This window comes from Ruegeria sp. HKCCD7296, assembly GCF_013110775.1.
Classification (GTDB): Bacteria; Pseudomonadota; Alphaproteobacteria; order Rhodobacterales; family Rhodobacteraceae; genus Ruegeria.
Genome location: NZ_WVRF01000007.1, coordinates 64,423 through 80,643, shown reverse-complemented (window position 1 = coordinate 80,643; position 16,221 = coordinate 64,423). Strand labels below are relative to the sequence as shown.

Annotated in this window: 16 protein-coding genes; 8 read left to right on the top strand and 8 right to left on the bottom strand. The window is 57.7% G+C overall.

All coding sequences use genetic code 11. The features are described from left to right. Window positions 1–24 precede the first annotated feature (24 nt). Window positions 25–753 (bottom strand): dienelactone hydrolase family protein, encoded by a 729-nt coding sequence (locus GS632_RS11535; RefSeq protein ID WP_171177795.1) that lies wholly within the window; start codon window positions 751–753, stop codon window positions 25–27. Window positions 754–865: 112 nt separating this feature from the next. Between GS632_RS11535 and GS632_RS11530 the strand changes: the two genes are divergently transcribed. After that, window positions 866–3,157, top strand: coding sequence for a xanthine dehydrogenase family protein molybdopterin-binding subunit (locus tag GS632_RS11530; protein WP_171238172.1), 2,292 nt, complete (start codon window positions 866–868; stop codon window positions 3,155–3,157). Next, the gene (locus GS632_RS11525) at window positions 3,135–4,211 is read left to right on the top strand and encodes a DUF2235 domain-containing protein (RefSeq protein ID WP_171238173.1); all 1,077 of its coding nucleotides are present in this window, start codon (window positions 3,135–3,137) and stop codon (window positions 4,209–4,211) included. The genes GS632_RS11530 and GS632_RS11525 overlap by 23 nt, the downstream gene beginning before the upstream one ends. Window positions 4,212–4,214: 3 nt before the next feature. Here GS632_RS11525 and GS632_RS11520 read toward each other — a convergent pair whose 3' ends face one another. Both GS632_RS11520 and GS632_RS11515 read right to left on the bottom strand, forming a co-directional pair. Next, entirely contained in the window at window positions 4,215–4,859 is a 645-nt protein-coding gene (locus GS632_RS11520; protein ID WP_216601759.1) for an NUDIX hydrolase, read from the bottom strand. Window positions 4,860–4,864: 5 nt separating this feature from the next. Then, a complete protein-coding gene (locus GS632_RS11515; protein ID WP_171238174.1) occupies window positions 4,865–5,440 on the bottom strand; it encodes a GcrA family cell cycle regulator in 576 nt (191 codons plus the stop codon). Between the two features lie 126 nt (window positions 5,441–5,566). Between GS632_RS11515 and GS632_RS11510 the strand changes: the two genes are divergently transcribed. Continuing rightward, window positions 5,567–6,370, top strand: a complete 804-nt coding sequence (locus GS632_RS11510) for an ABC transporter permease (RefSeq protein ID WP_171238175.1) — start codon at window positions 5,567–5,569, stop codon at window positions 6,368–6,370. A gap of 35 nt (window positions 6,371–6,405) precedes the next feature. Here the strand turns inward: GS632_RS11510 and GS632_RS11505 are convergent, their stop codons facing one another. Next, on the bottom strand, window positions 6,406–7,287 hold the full coding sequence (locus GS632_RS11505) for a DMT family transporter (RefSeq protein ID WP_171721850.1): 882 nt from the start codon (window positions 7,285–7,287) through the stop codon (window positions 6,406–6,408). 300 nt (window positions 7,288–7,587) lie between these two features. Here GS632_RS11505 and GS632_RS11500 point away from each other — a divergent pair, with 300 nt between their 5' ends. Further along, a complete protein-coding gene (locus GS632_RS11500; protein ID WP_171721851.1) occupies window positions 7,588–8,775 on the top strand; it encodes an aspartate aminotransferase family protein in 1,188 nt (395 codons plus the stop codon). Between the two features lie 76 nt (window positions 8,776–8,851). Beyond that, on the top strand, window positions 8,852–9,778 hold the full coding sequence (gene argF, locus GS632_RS11495; protein WP_171177780.1) for an ornithine carbamoyltransferase: 927 nt from the start codon (window positions 8,852–8,854) through the stop codon (window positions 9,776–9,778). On the opposite strand, the gene GS632_RS11490 is transcribed toward argF, so the two are convergent. Both GS632_RS11490 and GS632_RS11485 read right to left on the bottom strand, forming a co-directional pair. Next, window positions 9,775–10,359 (bottom strand): ferric reductase-like transmembrane domain-containing protein, encoded by a 585-nt coding sequence (locus GS632_RS11490; protein WP_253284456.1) that lies wholly within the window; start codon window positions 10,357–10,359, stop codon window positions 9,775–9,777. The two genes, argF and GS632_RS11490, sit on opposite strands and share 4 nt — an antisense overlap. 18 nt (window positions 10,360–10,377) lie before the next feature. Then, window positions 10,378–10,866 (bottom strand): twin-arginine translocation pathway signal, encoded by a 489-nt coding sequence (locus GS632_RS11485; protein WP_171721853.1) that lies wholly within the window; start codon window positions 10,864–10,866, stop codon window positions 10,378–10,380. Window positions 10,867–11,076: 210 nt separating this feature from the next. Here GS632_RS11485 and GS632_RS11480 point away from each other — a divergent pair, with 210 nt between their 5' ends. The 3 genes from GS632_RS11480 (at window position 11,077) to GS632_RS11470 (ending at window position 14,046) form a co-directional block, all read left to right on the top strand. After that, on the top strand, window positions 11,077–11,910 hold the full coding sequence (locus GS632_RS11480) for a phytanoyl-CoA dioxygenase family protein (RefSeq protein WP_171721854.1): 834 nt from the start codon (window positions 11,077–11,079) through the stop codon (window positions 11,908–11,910). 121 nt (window positions 11,911–12,031) lie between these two features. Then, window positions 12,032–12,994 (top strand): pirin family protein, encoded by a 963-nt coding sequence (locus GS632_RS11475; RefSeq protein WP_171177764.1) that lies wholly within the window; start codon window positions 12,032–12,034, stop codon window positions 12,992–12,994. A gap of 77 nt (window positions 12,995–13,071) precedes the next feature. Beyond that, a complete protein-coding gene (locus tag GS632_RS11470; protein WP_171238179.1) occupies window positions 13,072–14,046 on the top strand; it encodes a 2-dehydropantoate 2-reductase in 975 nt (324 codons plus the stop codon). A gap of 6 nt (window positions 14,047–14,052) precedes the next feature. Here GS632_RS11470 and GS632_RS11465 read toward each other — a convergent pair whose 3' ends face one another. Both GS632_RS11465 and GS632_RS11460 read right to left on the bottom strand, forming a co-directional pair. Beyond that, complete coding sequence (locus tag GS632_RS11465) at window positions 14,053–15,531, bottom strand: inorganic phosphate transporter (protein ID WP_171721855.1); 1,479 nt, start codon at window positions 15,529–15,531, stop codon at window positions 14,053–14,055. 89 nt (window positions 15,532–15,620) lie between these two features. Continuing rightward, window positions 15,621–16,079, bottom strand: a complete 459-nt coding sequence (locus tag GS632_RS11460) for an NUDIX hydrolase (RefSeq protein WP_171238270.1) — start codon at window positions 16,077–16,079, stop codon at window positions 15,621–15,623. Window positions 16,080–16,221 lie beyond the last annotated feature (142 nt).

Here is a 16,221-nt window from a genome sequence, read left to right as displayed (position 1 = left end):
CAGGAAGGGAAAGGCCTTGCGCGCTTAGCTCATGCCAAAGCGGGCTTTGAAGTAGGCGTCCACGCGCTGATAGGCAGGTTCGTGGAAATCCAGCGTCAGCAGCGAGTGATCCCTGCCAGGATATTCCACTGTCTCCAACAGATCGCCGAAAGCCCGCTCCAACGCGTGCATCAGTTTCTTAGGTGCCAGTTTGTCTTTGGAATACCGCATCGCCAGCCCGGGCCCCTTCGCGGCCATGCCTGCCGACGCTGCGCCGATATCCTGCGTGCTCATGTGAAGATGCTTACCACCAAATATTGGCAAAGCAGGTTGACTGGCGACCCCACCAACAACGGCGTCTTCGGCCATCAAAGTCAGGGCAAAACTGCCTGTCAGGCACATACCGATGACACCTACACCGGCGCTACCTTCGCGCTGTTTGATCTCATGAGTTAGGGCACGCATCCACCCTGCGATGGGGCTTTGTTTGCCTCTGGCGAAGATGTTGAACTCTTTCCGAACGCAAAATAGACGGGCGGTGTTTTTGGCCATCTCGACCTTGCCGTAGGTGCCGAACAGATGTGGCAGGTAGACACGAAAACCGGATGCGTTCAGCTTTGCTGCCAGCGCCAAAGTCTCTGGTCCGATTCCGGGCAACTCCTGAAGGATCAGGATCGGTGGCCCCTCTCCGCCGACATAGACGTCATGTGTCACGCTCTGACCGCCAGTTAGCGGAGCGGAAAAAGGAAAAACGGTGTCGTGGGTCCAGGTCATGACCAAACCTACTCCAACATCTGGCAGGCACAAACGAATTTCCGTGAGCCCCGCTGGACATCGTCGGGGCACGGGCTAGGCTCGGCCGCAAGATCCATAAGGAGGACCGTCCATGGAAAAATTCGGCAGGAGCCAGCCCGTCAAACGGACCGAAGATCAGCGGTTCCTGACTGGGCAGGGGCGTTACATGGCTGATGCCGTGCCTGAAAATGCGCTGTTTGCTGCCTTCTTCCGCAGCCCGGTGGCCCATGGGGAAATTACAAGTTTAGATCTTGAGGATGCGCGCTCTGCCGAAGGTGTGCGACTGGTGATGACGTTGGATGATCTGGCAGCTTCGGGCATCGACACGGTGCTAAACGCCGCCGTTTTACAAAACCGCAATGGATCGAAGGCTGCGGCTCCGGAGCGGCACATGCTGGCCAAGGACCGCGTGCGCTTTGTCGGCGAGCCGGTGGTGGTTGTTATCGCGGACACGCTGGCACAGGCGCAGGACGCGGTTGAGTTGATCTGGATGGACACGGAAGAGCGCCCTGCCAAGCTGGACGTGAAGGCAGGCGGTGAGATTCTGCACCCAGAAGCCCCCGACAACCGGGCCTTTGATTGGGGGCTGGGTGACGAAGCCGCCACCGAGGCCGCTTTTCAGGACGCGGCTCATACCGTGTCGCTGAACGTGGAGGACAACCGGGTCATCATCAGCTCGTTGGAACCACGCGGATGTCAGGCCGATTGGTCCGATGGTCGTCTGCATTTTTCTTACGGCGGGCAGGGCGTCTGGGCGATGAAGGCGCAACTGGTTCAAAAGCTGAAGCTTGATGCTGAGGATATCCGGGTCACCACGCCGGATGTGGGCGGCGGATTCGGCATGAAAGTGATGCCATATCCTGAATATTTCTGCGTCGCTGTCGCTGCGATGAAGTTGGGCCAGCCAGTGCACTGGATGTCGGACCGGTCCGAGGCGATGCTGTCCGATCACCATGGCCGCGACCTGCACTCGTTGGCCGAACTGGCCTTTGACGCTGATCACAAGATCACGGCTTACCGTGTTCACAGCAAGGTCAATCTTGGTGCTTACAACAGCCATTTTGGTCAGGCGATTCAGACAAGCCTGTTCAGCAAGGTGCTGATGGGCGTCTATGACGTGCAAACCACCTATCTGCGGGTCGAGGGGTTCTATACCAATACAACGCAGGTCGATGCGTATCGCGGTGCGGGCCGCCCCGAGGCGATCTATGTGTTGGAACGCGTTATGGACCGTGCAGCGCGTGAGTTGGGGGTTGATCCGTGGGAGCTGCGGCGCAAGAACTTTATCCGCCCCAACGATTTTCCTTACACCTCGGCCACTGGCGAAACCTATGATGTCGGCGATTTCGACATGATCCTCAGCCGCGCAGCCAGCCAGACCATCGGCTTTGAGGCCCGCAAAACGGCGGATGCCGAGCGCGGCCTGATCAGGGGGCAGGGCCTTTGTTACTATATCGAAAGTATTTTGGGTGATCCTTCCGAGAACTCAAAGGTCGAGTTTTGCGAGGATGGCAGAGTGAACCTTTACGTGGGCACGCAGTCGAACGGGCAGGGGCATGAGACGGTTTATGCCCATTTCTTGTCCGATCAGACCGGCATTCCCATGGACAAGATCTCTGTCATTCAGGGCGATACAGACAGGCTTGGCCATGGCGGCGGCACGGGTGGCTCGCGTTCGGTCACAGTGCAAAGCACGGCGACCCTGGCGACCATCGACAAGATGATCGCCGCATTCACGCCTTATCTTGCCGATAAGATGGGGGTCGAGGAAAACGATGTGAGTTTTGACCACGAGACATTCCGCGCGCCGGGGTCCAACCTGACGCCAACCCTGACCGAGGCGGCCGAGATGGCGCGCATCGACGGGCGTATGGATTTGCTACAGCATGAAGCCCGCGCCAACCTGGATGCCCGAAGCTATCCCAATGGCGCGCATGTTGCCGAAGTCGTGATCGATTCTTACACCGGGGAAACGTGGGTTGATCGCTATACGGTCGTTGATGATTTTGGTAATCTTATCAATCCGATGCTGGCGGAAGGGCAGGTTCATGGCGGGGTGGTTCAGGGCATCGGACAGGCGCTGAGCGAGCGTGTTGTGCACGATGCACACGGGCAGCTGCTCACGGCTTCGTTTATGGATTACGCCTTGCCCCGTGCGACTGACATACCCATGATTAAGTTTACCTCGGTGCCGGTTCCGTCAACCTCGAACCCGATGGGCATGAAAGGGTGCGGCGAGGCTGGTACAGTGGGCGCGCTGGCCGCGGTGGCAAACGCGGTTCAGGACGCGCTCTGGGATCACGGGGTGCGGCGGGCGGATATGCCTTTCACACCTCAAAGAGTATGGGAATTGCTGACGCATGAATCTGTCGCGGCTGAGTAGAAAGGTTCTGGGATGGCTCGGACGGCCCCTGCGGTCCGAACATTCTGCCGAGGTTCTTCACCGCGAACCGCTCAGCCATGTCATCATCCTTGACGGCACTATGTCGACGCTCGAACCGGGGTTCGAGACCCATGCGGGGCAAACCTTGCGGCTGTGTTGCGAAATGGGCAGCAAGGTTTCGGTTTTTTATGAGGCGGGCGTGCAGTGGGAAAGCTGGAAGTCCTCGCTGGATGTGATGATGGGGCGGGGTATCAACCGCCAGATCCGCCGTTCCTATGGCTATCTTGCCTCACGCTACAAACCTGGGGACCGTATCTATTTCATCGGCTATTCGCGTGGAGCTTATGGCGTGCGCAGTCTGGCCGGAGTGATCGACATGATCGGTTTGCTCAAGGCTGAACACGCGACCGAGCGCAACATCCAGCAAGCCTATCGCCACTATGAATGCAATCCCAGTGGCACCGCCGCGCGAGATTTTCGCCGCAAGTTCTGCCACGACGGGGTTGAGATCGAGATGATTGGGGTCTGGGACACCGTCAAGGCGTTGGGTTTGCGGCTGCCGCTGTTGTGGCGCTGGGCCGAAGAGCGCCACGCCTTTCACAACCATCAACTGGGCCCTTCCACCCGCCACGGCTATCACGCGATGGCGTTGGACGAGACACGCGAGGTTTTCGACCCGGTGTTTTGGAAATGCACGCCTGAGTTCAAGGGTCACGTAGAACAGGTCTGGTTCCGCGGAACTCATGGCGATGTCGGCGGGCAGTTGAACGGGTACGAAGAGGCGCGACCGCTCAGCAACATCTCTTTGATCTGGATGCTGGACAAGGCCGAGATGCACGGGCTGCCGCTGCCTGAGGGCTGGCGCGATCGCTTCCCCATTGATCCACATGCGCGTTCGGTGGGCACGTGGCGCGGTTGGGGCAAGATTTTCCTTCTGCGCAAACACCGCAAAGTAGGCCGCGACCAATCCGAGCGTCTGCACGTCTCGGTTTCACCAGACGAACTGCCCAGTTGGGTGGCGATGCCGAACCTGCCGTCACATCCTGCGCAGTAGGGATTAGTCAAAAAGCACTGTTGCAGACGAGTTGGATAGCGTTTCAAATGCTTCTGCAATGTCTCGTTCGATGTTTCGCGCTAGGGATAAGTCAGGCAGCTGAGACATTGGGAAAAACCCGACCGCGCTGGTTTCGCTTCCCGTCTTAGGGTCGTCCTGTCCTACCTCATCGCATAAAAAGAACAGCTTATAGAAATCACGCGCATCTGCCGGGTAAGGGTGTCGCGCCTTATGGCGCAAGGCGTACAGGTGTCGTGCCTGAACCCGAAGCCCTGCTTCTTCCCAGACCTCACGCTCGATGTTTTCCGCCGGAGAGCTGCCGATATCGGCAAAGCCGCCGGGCATCGACCACCGACCGTCACTACGTTCGCGCACCAGAAGGATGTGGTCATCCCGGATCACCGCGCCGCGAATGTCGATACTAGGGGTTGCATAGCCGCCCGCATGGTCTGTGATCAGCCCTTCTATCCGCGAAATCGGCACCTGACCGAGATCAGCCAGCATGGCGCGGGCCATGGCGGCGATCTCGTCGTAACGTTCCCGGTCAAAAGGGTCTTTGGTGAAATGCTGGCCGGTTTCAGACAGGGCCAGCAGGCGCTTTGCACGGGCTAGCCAGGTATCCTCCATTGCTGTCGGATCCTGGCGCATCTGTGTCACCGGCGTCGGTCGCGGCGCGCGCTCATGGGTTGGAAGGCCACGCCCACATGCGCTTCGCAATAGGGTTTGCCTGCTTCAACTGGCAGACCACAGAACCAGAAATCCTCGGTCGCGGGGTCGCCCACAGGCCATTTGCAGGTCTTCTCGGTCAGTTCCATCAAACTCAGCTTCTTGGCCTTCTTCTCGATCTCGTTGACCTTGGCCAGCGCCTCGGGGCTGATCTCATTGGCCGACGGCTGAGGAGGCAGTGGTTGACCGGCCGGGATGATCTGACGACGTGCCGGTACGGCAGGTTTCGCCTCGGCGGCAGGGGCAGGGGCCGGGCGCGCCGGTTCAGTCTTTGGTGCAGGTTTAGGCTTGGCCTCGGCCTTGGGTGCGGGGGCCGGTTTTTCCTTAGGCTCGGATTTGGCAGGGGACGCGCCCGCTGTCCTGTTGGACAGGCCCAGGCGATGCACTTTGCCGATCACCGCGTTGCGGGTCACGCCGCCCAGTTCCTTGGCAATCTGGCTGGCCGACTGGCCTTCGCCCCACATCTTCTTCAGCAGTTCTACGCGCTCGTCTGTCCAGGACATCGTTAGCCTTTCAAAAGCGGAAAGCGGCCCCGGATTCGGGCCGCCTTGGGAAATCGTCTCAGCCCCCTATTCTAAACACTGCAGCCCGAGTTACAAGCTGTCTTCGAATCAGGTTTGGGGCAAATCATGCAGAATTCCGCAGATCAGACCGCGCGCCGCTTTGGAGCCGTCAACTGGATGGGCCTTTACACGCTGGCGCAGCGTGAAACGTTGCGCTTTCTGGCGGTTTGGACCCAGACCATTCTGGCACCGCTTGTGACGGCCGGGTTGTTTCTGCTGATTTTTAATATTGCTATCGGCCCCAGCCGACCGGATGTCATGGGCGTGCCGTTTCTGGTCTTTCTGGCACCGGGGATCATGATGATGACCGTGATCCAGAATGCCTTTGCAAACACCTCGTCTTCGATGGTCATTTCCAAGGTGCAGGGCAATATCGTGGATACCCTGATGCCACCTCTGTCGCCGCTTGAGATCTTGCTTGGCTATCTGGCGGGGGGAATTGCCCGAGGCATCCTGATTGCATGCGTCGTCGCTGTTGCGCTGGCACTGGTTCTTGGCATCGTGCCACAAAACATCATTATCGCGATGATCTTCGTCGTTTTGGGCGGGGCTTTCATGGGCGCGCTTGGTTTGTTTGCTGGGATTTTTGCAAACAAATTCGACCAGATGGCGGCCATTACAAACTTCATCGTTACACCGCTGGCCTTCCTCTCAGGGACATTCTACTCGGTTCAGGCGCTGCCACCTGTGCTGAACCGTCTGACCCACTTGAACCCCGTCTTCTATCTGATCGACGGGTTGCGTTATGGCATGATCGGGGTCTCAGACAGCTCACCCTGGTTGGGTATGGTGGTTTGTTCCTTTGCAACCCTTTTGATCGGAGTGATCACCTGGCACATGCTTCGCACAGGGTACAGATTGAAGGCTTGAACAGCCCCCCCCCCGTGCAAACTGTCTTTTACCGGTCATTTTGGGCGCCTAACCGCTTCGCGCCAAACTAGAATCAACCCTCCGGTCAGAATGGTTAAAGACCCGATCAGGCTGATCCGGTCCGGGATCACATCGAATACCAAAAAGTCATAGAACGCTGCAAAAACCAGCGTGGCATAGCTGATCGGCGCCACAAAAGAGGCATCCGCCCGGGCCATGCCGTTGACGAAACAGGCTTGCGCACAGGCCATCAAAGCACCGATTCCAGCCAATGCTGCCCATTGTTCCGATGTTGGCGCCTGCCACACCGCAATCACCGCGACAGAGGCAATTACCAATCCCATCGCGTTGTTCACCAGCAAAATCTGGATTGGAATTTCGCGGCCAGACAGCTTTTTGATGAAAATCAGCTCCATTCCGATCACGGCGGCCGCGGTCAAGGCTAACAAGGCAGCAGGTTGAAAGCTGGCAGGGGTCGGGCGTAACAGAATCAATGCACCTACAAGGGCGACCGCTGCGGCCAGCCAACGCCAGGGACCGACCCCCTCTTTCAGAAGCGGGATCGCCAAAACCATGGCGAAGACCGGATTCAAGAAGGAAATCGCGGTGGCATCTGCAATCGGGATATACGCGACCGATGCGAACATAAGCGTAATTCCCAACCATCCAAAGCTGGAGCGCCCGATATGCAATCCCCAATGCGGGCGTTTGAGCTGTGGACGCAATATCGCGACCGCACTGATGATCACCAGAAAAGCAAACAAAAAACGTCCATGGCTGATCTGCATAGGGTGCAGCGGCGGGCCCAACGCATCCGTCCCAAGCGACTTTGCCAGCAGTGTTGTGCCAGCCAACAGAGCGCTGGCGGCAAAGATCAACAGGGCTGCAAGGGCGGGGTTTTGGCGTGCAGGCGTCATGTCTCAGCGGTGCGGCAGATAGGCGCGAAAGACAAGAAGGAAATCCTGTTTCGAGCACCGCGTGGAGATAATTATCGACGATTCATTTAAAGGGTTCCCAGATCGAGCTTACGCCGCTATACGACCAGCATGATCAAAACCGCACATATCCTGCGACTCCGACGCCGACGCCTGACCGCGTAACCGGCCCTTTTGATCTATTGCGTGTTCAAAATCCGCGCAAATCCCACCAAATATGTTGACGACCAAGGCTCTGGTGTATCACTCACAGGGCTCAAGCAATTCGAAAAGGATGATCCGATGATCCCGTCCGTTCTGCCGACCTATAATCGCGCGCCCCTGACATTTGTGAAGGGCGAAGGCGCCTGGCTGACCGAGGCGGATGGCCGACGTTTTCTGGACTTGGGCGCCGGGATCGCAGTCAACGCGCTGGGCCACGCCCATCCTGCGCTGGTGGCCGCTCTGACCGAACAGGCTCATGCTCTGTGGCATGTCTCGAACCTTTATAACATCCCACAGCAGCAGGCGCTGGCGGACAAGTTGGTGGAACACACCTTTGCCGACACGGTTTTCTTCACCAACTCCGGTACGGAATCTTGCGAGCTGGCTGTGAAAATGGCCCGCAAATACTTCTATGACAAAGGTCAGCCCGAGCGGGTTGAAATCATCACCTTCGACGGCTCATTTCATGGACGTTCGTCGGCAGGTATTGCCGCGGCCGGATCGGAAAAAATGACCAAAGGCTTCGGTCCGCTTTTGCCGGGATTTGTACACCTGACCTTTGGGGACCTTGATGGCGTTACCAACGCGATTACCGAGCGCACCGCCGCGGTCATGATCGAGCCGGTACAGGGGGAAGGCGGCATCCGCCCCGTGCCTGATGCTGAGTTAAAGGCGCTGCGCCAGATCTGTGACAAAAATGGCCTGCTTCTGATCCTTGACGAAGTGCAATGTGGCGTTGGCCGCACCGGCAAACTCTTCGCCCATGAATGGGCGGGCATTACTCCGGATATCATGATGGTTGCCAAGGGCATTGGCGGTGGTTTCCCTCTGGGCGCTGTACTGGCCACCGAAGACGCTGCCAGCGGAATGACCGCTGGCACCCATGGCTCGACCTATGGCGGCAACCCTTTGGGTTGCGCTGTCGGCTGCGCAGTGATTGACCAGGTCACAACACCCGCTTTTCTGGAAGGAGTCAATCGCAAGGCGGGTCTGTTGCGGCAGAAACTCGAAGGTCTGGTCGCAGATCACCCCGACGTTTTCGAAGAGGTGCGTGGCTCAGGTCTCATGCTGGGTCTCAAATGCAAGACGTCCAATATCGATATGGTCAATGCGGGCTATGAAAACGAGGTCATTACGGTCCCCGCCGCCGACAACGTCATCCGCTTGCTGCCGCCGCTGACGCTGTCCGAGGACGACATCGCCCAAGCCCTGATCCGCCTGGACAAGGCGGCAACACAGGTCAACTCACAACTCACCAGCGCCTGACCTTTCTTCTTGTTCCAAATACGGCGGGGGTGTGGGGGCTGGCCCCCACGCACCGCTCAGCCAAAAGCGAAACGACATGAACCACTTTCTCGATATCCATAAAACCGACGCCAACGACCTGCGGGCCATGATTGATCAGGCGGGCGCAATGAAGCGGGCCCGCCTGGGTCGCCCCAAGGCAGCACTTGATGAGGCACAACCGCTCAAAGATCGTATGGTTGCGCTGATCTTTGAAAAGCCTTCAACCCGGACGCGCGTGTCCTTTGACGTGGGTGTGCGCCAGATGGGCGGACAGACCATGGTACTTTCGGGTAAAGACATGCAGCTGGGGCATGGCGAGACAATTGCCGATACCGCGCGCGTCCTGTCCCGCTATGTCGACATGATCATGATCCGGACCTTTGATGAAACCATCCTGACTGAGATGGCGGAATATTCGGATGTACCGGTGATCAACGGCCTGACCGACCGGACCCATCCCTGCCAGATCATGGCCGACGTGCTGACGTTCGAAGAACATCGCGGCCCCATCGCAGGAAAAAAAGTGGTCTGGACCGGAGATGGGAATAACGTCTGCGCGTCGTTCCTGCACGCGGCGGGCCAGTTCGGGTTCGATCTGACATTCACAGGTCCGGCGCAATTTGATCCCGAGGAAGAGTTTATGGGCTTTGCGCGCCAGAAAGGCTCGCAAATCGTGGTGGAACGCGACCCGTTCAAAGCCGTTGAAGGAGCGGACCTGGTGGTCGCGGACACCTGGGTTTCCATGCATGATTCCCAATCGGCCAAAGAACGCCGCCACAATCTGCTGCGCCCCTATCAGGTCAACACGGAACTTATGTCACACGCCAAACCAGATGCGTTGTTTATGCACTGCCTGCCCGCGCACCGTGAGGAAGAGGCAACGTCCGAGGTGATGGATGGTCCGAACTCGGTCATTTTTGACGAGGCCGAAAACCGCCTGCACGCGCAAAAAGCTGTCATGCGTTGGTGCCTGGGCGTTTAGGCTCGTCGGCGGATATCCCAAACCTTTAGCTTGGCGAGCGTCCGTGCGCTCGCCAATAGAACCAGAACGCATAACGTGGTCTTGGTCATGGTTTCCATCGTTCCCTCGATCAGCATCGCGTGAACAACACTGCCGATAATCGTCACCATTGCTAGACCGGTATGGCTAAGCCGCCAAAGGCGAAACCGCAGGTTCAAACGTTGGCGCATGACACCCAACAGAGCCGCTGCAAAAGCTGACCACATCGCGATGACACCCCAATTCGAAAACGGGGTGGCTGAAACAAAAAGCAAGGCGTCGACTACGTCTGGCGGGCTGGTGATCCATAGACCTCCCACATGGATCAATATGGCCACGATCAGTGCCAGACCACACCGCCTGTGCCAATGGCGGCTGGACACATGGGAAAGTCCAGGCAACCAGCGCCCGGCCAGCAGCGGTTGCAGCAGCAAAAGGCACATTCCGATAATGCCCGCAAATCCGGCGAGAATGTAGATCGGATCACGCCACGCCAGATAAGGGCTATAGGCCGCTGCGATGATCGGGATAGCAAGCGCGGCACTTAACAGCACCCAGATCAAACTGCGCCTCAACACTTCTTAAAGCGGCTGCAATACAAAATGCGCGGCTAGTGTCAAGTCATCTGCACTCGACATCACGGGGCGCAGGAAAACGGTCTCGAACTCCCCGCTGTCATAGGCCAAATGCCCGTGAGGTTGACCGAAGGCGGGCACGATCTGCGGCATCTCCAGCCGAAACTCACCCTTCGCATCCGTCAACGTCGCGCCATGGCTGTGCGGATCGCGCTCGTGCCCCTCGGTCGTGTGCGCCCAGATCTGAATGCGTTGGCCGGGCAGGGGGGCTCCATCGCCTGCACGCCGCACTGTGCCGGTCATCCAGAACCCACCGCCACCGATCTGGTTCACGATAGGTGCTCCGGGACGGTAATTGTTCGATCCGCCCCGCATCGATGGCGTTGGTGCAAGCCCGCTCGCACGTGCTGGTAACAAAAGCCCCGAGGCCGCAGTTGCCACAACAGCGGCAGCTTGGGTAATCAGTGAACGACGGGAGAGCAAAGCGTCAGCCATTGAGAAACCTCCAATCCGCGACCCTTTTCGGTCCGACAACGATACTCAAGATAGCATGGTTCCGATGGATTCCGAGGCGCACCGGATCATAAAATCCTACTCTCACGGTTCTGTGAGACGGACAGGGGCAGCGGCACCGAATCTCTTTGACGTTTCGTTTTACAAGTTGCGATGTTTGTATTCATCGTGTCTGAAACGAAAGGTCGTGCCATGACACAAGTGGATAAAGTCTCAGCCGAGGACATAGCTGCCTTCCGGCGCAACGGTGCTGTTGCCCTTCGGTCAAAGTTTTCGCACGACTGGTTGTCGTTATTGCGCGAAGGCATCGACGCCGACCTTGAAAATCCGACCGACAATTTCACACGCCATACCAAGGACCCAAGCGCTCCCGGCTATTTCGAGGATTACTGGGCCTGGAACAAAATTCCCCAATTTACCGAATTCGTTCATCACTCTCCCTGTGCACCACTTGCTGCTGAACTGCTTGGGGCTCCGTCTGTCAATCTTGTCATGGACAACTGGTTCTTGCGCGAAGCGGGATCAACCTCGCGCCCACCTTTTCATCAGGATCTGTCCTACTTCGATTTTGAGGGCACAATGTGCGTGCTGTGGCTGCCGCTGGAGCAGGTGACGAAGGAAAACGGTATCGCCTTCGTCAAGGGATCACACCTCTGGAACAAGCTTTTCATGCGGGTGCGCTTTGCTGATGGGCATCCGAGTTATGAACCGACTGAAGTTGCCGGGCAAACCTATCACCCGCCACCTGATGTAAACGCGGACCCCGAAGCGTATGACCTGTTGCAATGGGATCTGGAGCTTGGGGACTGCATCTTTTTCGATATGCGAACGTTACATGGCGGGCTATCCGCGACGACCCCGTCGGAAACGGTCCGCCGTTTCACCCTTCGCATGACTGCACCAGATGGAGTCATCCGATACCGCGGCGACTGGGCCAAAGATGAGCGCGCGCAGTTCGAAGCCGCGGGTTATGGCGAAGGCGATAAGATCGACGGCCCCTTTTTCCCCCGCTTATGGCCTCGCTAAGCGGGGGGGGCAATGCACCCAATCTGTGCGTTTGCGCACTTTATTGGGCGGAATAAGCGTCTATCTCTTGTTTGAGCGAACGATGGATGGCTTTGCCATCTGCAACCAAGGGAGTGCTGAAATGAGTTGGAATCCGACCCATAATCCTGATTGCGTCTCGGAAAACCCGGCGCTGGACACGCTGATCATCCCGCGTGCCCGCGATCTGGGCGGGTTCGAAGTGCGCCGCGCATTGCCTTCAGTGAAACGACAATTGGTTGGCCCGTTCATCTTTTTCGATCAGATGGGTCCGGCCGAATTCATCACCGAAGGCGGTATCGACGTGCGCCCCCATCCGCATATCGGACTGGGCACAGTGACCTATCTGTATCAGGGCGAGTTCGAGCACCGCGACAGCCTTGGAACCCATCAGATGATCTATCCGGGTGAGGTCAATTGGATGGTCGCGGGGCGAGGTGTTACACATTCCGAACGCACAAGCGACGAAACGCGTGGTAAAAAGCATAGTCTTTTTGGAATCCAGACGTGGATCGCCTTGCCCGAAGCGCATGAGGATATGGCCCCTGATTTCGAACATCATAAACAGGCCGCGCTGCCGCATCTTCAGGACGCGGGTGCTAGCGCCCGGTTGATTCTGGGCTCGGCCTATGGCGAAACCAGTCCGGTGACTATGTTGTCCGAAACCTTCTATCTGGACGTGCAGCTTGAACCCGGTGCCTCGTTCCCGCTGCCCGATGATCAAGAGGATCGCGGCGTTTATGTCACTCAAGGCTCGGTCGAGATCGCAGGCGACACGTTTGACGAAGGCCGTATGATGGTTTTCCGCCCCGGCGACAAGCTGTCGGTCAAAGCGGGCCCCTTGGGTGCGCGGCTGATGCTGCTGGGCGGCGCGACGCTGAACGAGGACCGGTATATCTGGTGGAACTTCGTTTCCTCTTCGAAAGAAAAGATCGAAACCGCAACGCGTGAGTGGAAAAGCGCCGATTGGGCCAATGGTGCGTTCCATTTGCCACCGGGTGACGATCAGGAGTTTATCCCTATTTCTGAAGAGCTTGAACGGACCAAACCTCGGTTGGCACGTTGACAAGTGCCCCGAAAAGCGGCGGGGTTGTGTAACAGGTCGTTTGCGGTGATCCTTTCAGGTATTTCTGAGGGGGCATTATGAAACTCGTAATTGCAGGTGCGGGCAGCATTGGTTGTTATTGCGGAGCATTACTGGCTCGAGCGGGCCATTCCGTCACCCTGCTGGGCCGCGCCCGTGTGCTTGACCCGATCCGCCAACACGGGCTGACGGTTACGGATTTCGATGGGCTTAATTACACAGCACCAGCCAATTCCCCAGACCTCAGCCAAGATCCAACTTGTTTGGCTCATGCAGAATTGGTCATCGTCACTGTCAAATCGGGTGCCACTGCGGATATGGCCGAACAGATCGCTGCTGAGGCATCGTCGGACGCGCCGATTCTGTCCTGGCAGAACGGGATCGAAAACGCTGCGACCTTGCGTGCTGCCTTGCAGGGGCGAGATGTCCGTGCCGGAATGGTGCCCTTTAACGTGGTGCCTAGTGGACCTACTACCTATCACCGGGCCACCTCGGGCGAAGTCGTCATCGAAAATGGGCCCGGAGATCTGGCCGAGCGTCTCAGCAGCCCGGATCTGCCTGTTTTGGCGAGTGATCAGATCGAGGCCGTGCAATGGGGCAAACTGTTGATCAATCTGAACAACGCGCTGAATGCGCTGTCGGGTTTGACGATCGTGGATCAACTGAAAAGCCGCGACTGGCGTTTACTTGTTGCGGATCAGATGGCCGAGGCGCTTTTGGTTCTCAAGGCGGCGGGGCACCCAGTGGCATCGACCACGCCGCTTCCGGTTTGGATGACCCCGCATATCCTGCGGCTGCCGACTCCGCTGTTTACCCGCGTCGCCGCCCGGATGCTGACGATTGATCCCAGTGCCCGGACGTCTATGGCCTATGATCTGATGGCTGAACGACAAACGGAAATCGACAGTTTGCAAGGCCACATAATACGGTTGGGCCATGAAACCGGGGTGCCGACGCCCATCTGCATACAAGTGTCCGACCTGATCAAACACGCGCCTGATCACCCGCTGACCCCGGATCAGATCAGGTTGTAAGACCCCTTAGGCGAAAGCAGTTAGCATCCAAAAGATTATGGCTGACATGGTCGCGGCAGCAGGTACGGTGATGACCCAGGCCGCTATGATGGTCATAAAATGCGAGCGCCGCACCAGTTTACGACGGCGGTACTCTTCGGGTGCCAGATTATGCCCTGTTGCACGCAGCAGGTTGGCGCGTTTACGTCGCCGTTCGGAGTCCCACTCGCGGAAAAAGCCCACACCAAAAACTGCGCCAACTGCGATATGGGTCGAGCTGACAGGCAGCCCCAGCCAACTGGCCACGATCACGGTGATCGCCGCCGAAAGGGCGACACAGAAAGCCCGCATAGGGTTCAGCTTGGTGATCTGGCTACCGACCATCCGGATCAGTTTGGGGCCAAATAAGAACAGACCAAAGGAAATCCCAAACGCGCCGATAATCATTACCCAAAGCGGAATTGAGACCTTCGACGCGAAATCCCCGAATTCTGCCGCGTGCACAATCGCGGCCAGAGGGCCAACCGCATTGGCCACGTCATTTGCGCCATGGGCGAAACTCAGGAACGTGGCCGAGATGACCAGCGGCAAGCCAAACAGAGCTTTCAGTGACCGCGTTCGGTTTTCAAGCCCTTCGGACTTGCGTCGCACCCATGGGACGGTGGCGGACCAAGACAGCAGACCTGCGCCCAACCCGATTAACAGCGCCATCTCAAGTTCGATTTTAACGATGCGTTTAAGCCCCTTTACGGTAAGATAAGTGGCAAAGGCCCCTGCCATCACTGCCACAAGGATGGGCACCCATTTGCGGGCCGCCGCGATCTTATCATCCTGATTTTGAATCTTGGTCTGGATCAGCGCCAGAAAACCGGCGGAAATCAAACCACCCAGTACAGGCGAGATCACCCAACTGGCCGCAATTGCGCTCATCGTGCCCCAATTGACTGCACTTAGCCCCGCTGCTGCAATCCCGGCCCCCATGACGCCTCCGACAACCGAGTGCGTAGTCGACACAGGCGCGCCGACCCAAGTTGCCAGATTGACCCACATGGCAGACGAAATCAGTGCTGCCATCATCGCCCAGATGAAAACGCTGCTGTTCTGAACAGACGCAGGATCAATGATCCCCTTGGAAATGGTCGAAACCACATCACCACCTGCCAGCAACGCACCTGCGCTTTCGGCGATGGCCGCGATCAAGATGGCCCCGCCCATGGTCAGTGCGTTTGCACCAACGGCTGGACCCATGTTGTTGGCCACATCATTTGCGCCAATGTTGATCGCCATATAGGCCCCAAAAGCGGCAGCGGCGACCACGATGTAGCTGCCATCGGCCTGACCAAACAGAACGGCCGCTGTCAGTCCTGCAACGACCATGAACGCCAACGCGATTCCCGGTGCCAACAAAGGACGGGACACGTGTATGTTGGCGTTTTCAACGCGAGAAATGCGATGCAGGTCGCTGTCCAGCGCCTGCCAGCGCGGCTTGGGGTTTGTGTCAGACATGGGCTTGATCAGTTTTTCAAAGACGGCCCGCAGCTAACGTTTCGATGCTGCAAGGACAAGCCGCATGTCATCAATTTGTTGCGAAGTTGTTACATTTGACGCAGCAGCGACTGTAGTTCAGGTTCCTGCACCTGCGTGGCGGCTTCGGCCGGTGAAAACCACTTTCGTGTCCGCTGATGGGCTTCGGGGAAGTCTTCGACCAGTTTGCGCACCATAATCCGGTATACATTGGTCAGCACCGGTTGCGTCGACCCGTCCTTGAGGATTTTGTCGTAAGTAAAGTGACCGATGGGTTTCTTGTCCACCTTGTCCGCTCGCACTCCGGCCTCTTCCCAGGCCTCCTGCAGCGCCGTTTCGGCCCCGTCCAGACCGTCAATCGGCCAGCCCTTTGGAATGATCCAGCGCCCGGTATCCCGACTGGTGATCAACAGTACCTCATTTTGCCCTTTGTGTTTTCGGGTGCACAAAGCCGCGAACTGCACCCGTCTGGGGCGCAGGAACAAAGGCCGACCAACCTCTTCCCAGATATTTCGCAGTTTTGAACCCATCCGCAGCGTATCAACCATATCCTGTCATCGGAACTGAAGGGACGTAACAGTGGAAATGTTGAATTTCAATTAAGTCTTCAGATTTTCAGTATTCGTGAGCGGTTTTCGGTTCGAGTGGCTGAACACTGTTTCAGCCCCGGCC

Coding starts and splice junctions, on each gene's coding strand:
- GS632_RS11535 (WP_171177795.1), bottom strand. CDS start 753: ATGACCTGGACCCACGACACCGTTTTTCCTTTTTCCGCTCCGCTAACT.
- GS632_RS11530 (WP_171238172.1), top strand. CDS start 866: ATGGAAAAATTCGGCAGGAGCCAGCCCGTCAAACGGACCGAAGATCAG.
- GS632_RS11525 (WP_171238173.1), top strand. CDS start 3,135: ATGAATCTGTCGCGGCTGAGTAGAAAGGTTCTGGGATGGCTCGGACGG.
- GS632_RS11520 (WP_216601759.1), bottom strand. CDS start 4,859: ATGCGCCAGGATCCGACAGCAATGGAGGATACCTGGCTAGCCCGTGCA.
- GS632_RS11515 (WP_171238174.1), bottom strand. CDS start 5,440: ATGTCCTGGACAGACGAGCGCGTAGAACTGCTGAAGAAGATGTGGGGC.
- GS632_RS11510 (WP_171238175.1), top strand. CDS start 5,567: ATGCAGAATTCCGCAGATCAGACCGCGCGCCGCTTTGGAGCCGTCAAC.
- GS632_RS11505 (WP_171721850.1), bottom strand. CDS start 7,287: ATGACGCCTGCACGCCAAAACCCCGCCCTTGCAGCCCTGTTGATCTTT.
- GS632_RS11500 (WP_171721851.1), top strand. CDS start 7,588: ATGATCCCGTCCGTTCTGCCGACCTATAATCGCGCGCCCCTGACATTT.
- argF (WP_171177780.1), top strand. CDS start 8,852: ATGAACCACTTTCTCGATATCCATAAAACCGACGCCAACGACCTGCGG.
- GS632_RS11485 (WP_171721853.1), bottom strand. CDS start 10,866: ATGGCTGACGCTTTGCTCTCCCGTCGTTCACTGATTACCCAAGCTGCC.
- GS632_RS11480 (WP_171721854.1), top strand. CDS start 11,077: ATGACACAAGTGGATAAAGTCTCAGCCGAGGACATAGCTGCCTTCCGG.
- GS632_RS11475 (WP_171177764.1), top strand. CDS start 12,032: ATGAGTTGGAATCCGACCCATAATCCTGATTGCGTCTCGGAAAACCCG.
- GS632_RS11470 (WP_171238179.1), top strand. CDS start 13,072: ATGAAACTCGTAATTGCAGGTGCGGGCAGCATTGGTTGTTATTGCGGA.
- GS632_RS11465 (WP_171721855.1), bottom strand. CDS start 15,531: ATGTCTGACACAAACCCCAAGCCGCGCTGGCAGGCGCTGGACAGCGAC.
- GS632_RS11460 (WP_171238270.1), bottom strand. CDS start 16,079: ATGGGTTCAAAACTGCGAAATATCTGGGAAGAGGTTGGTCGGCCTTTG.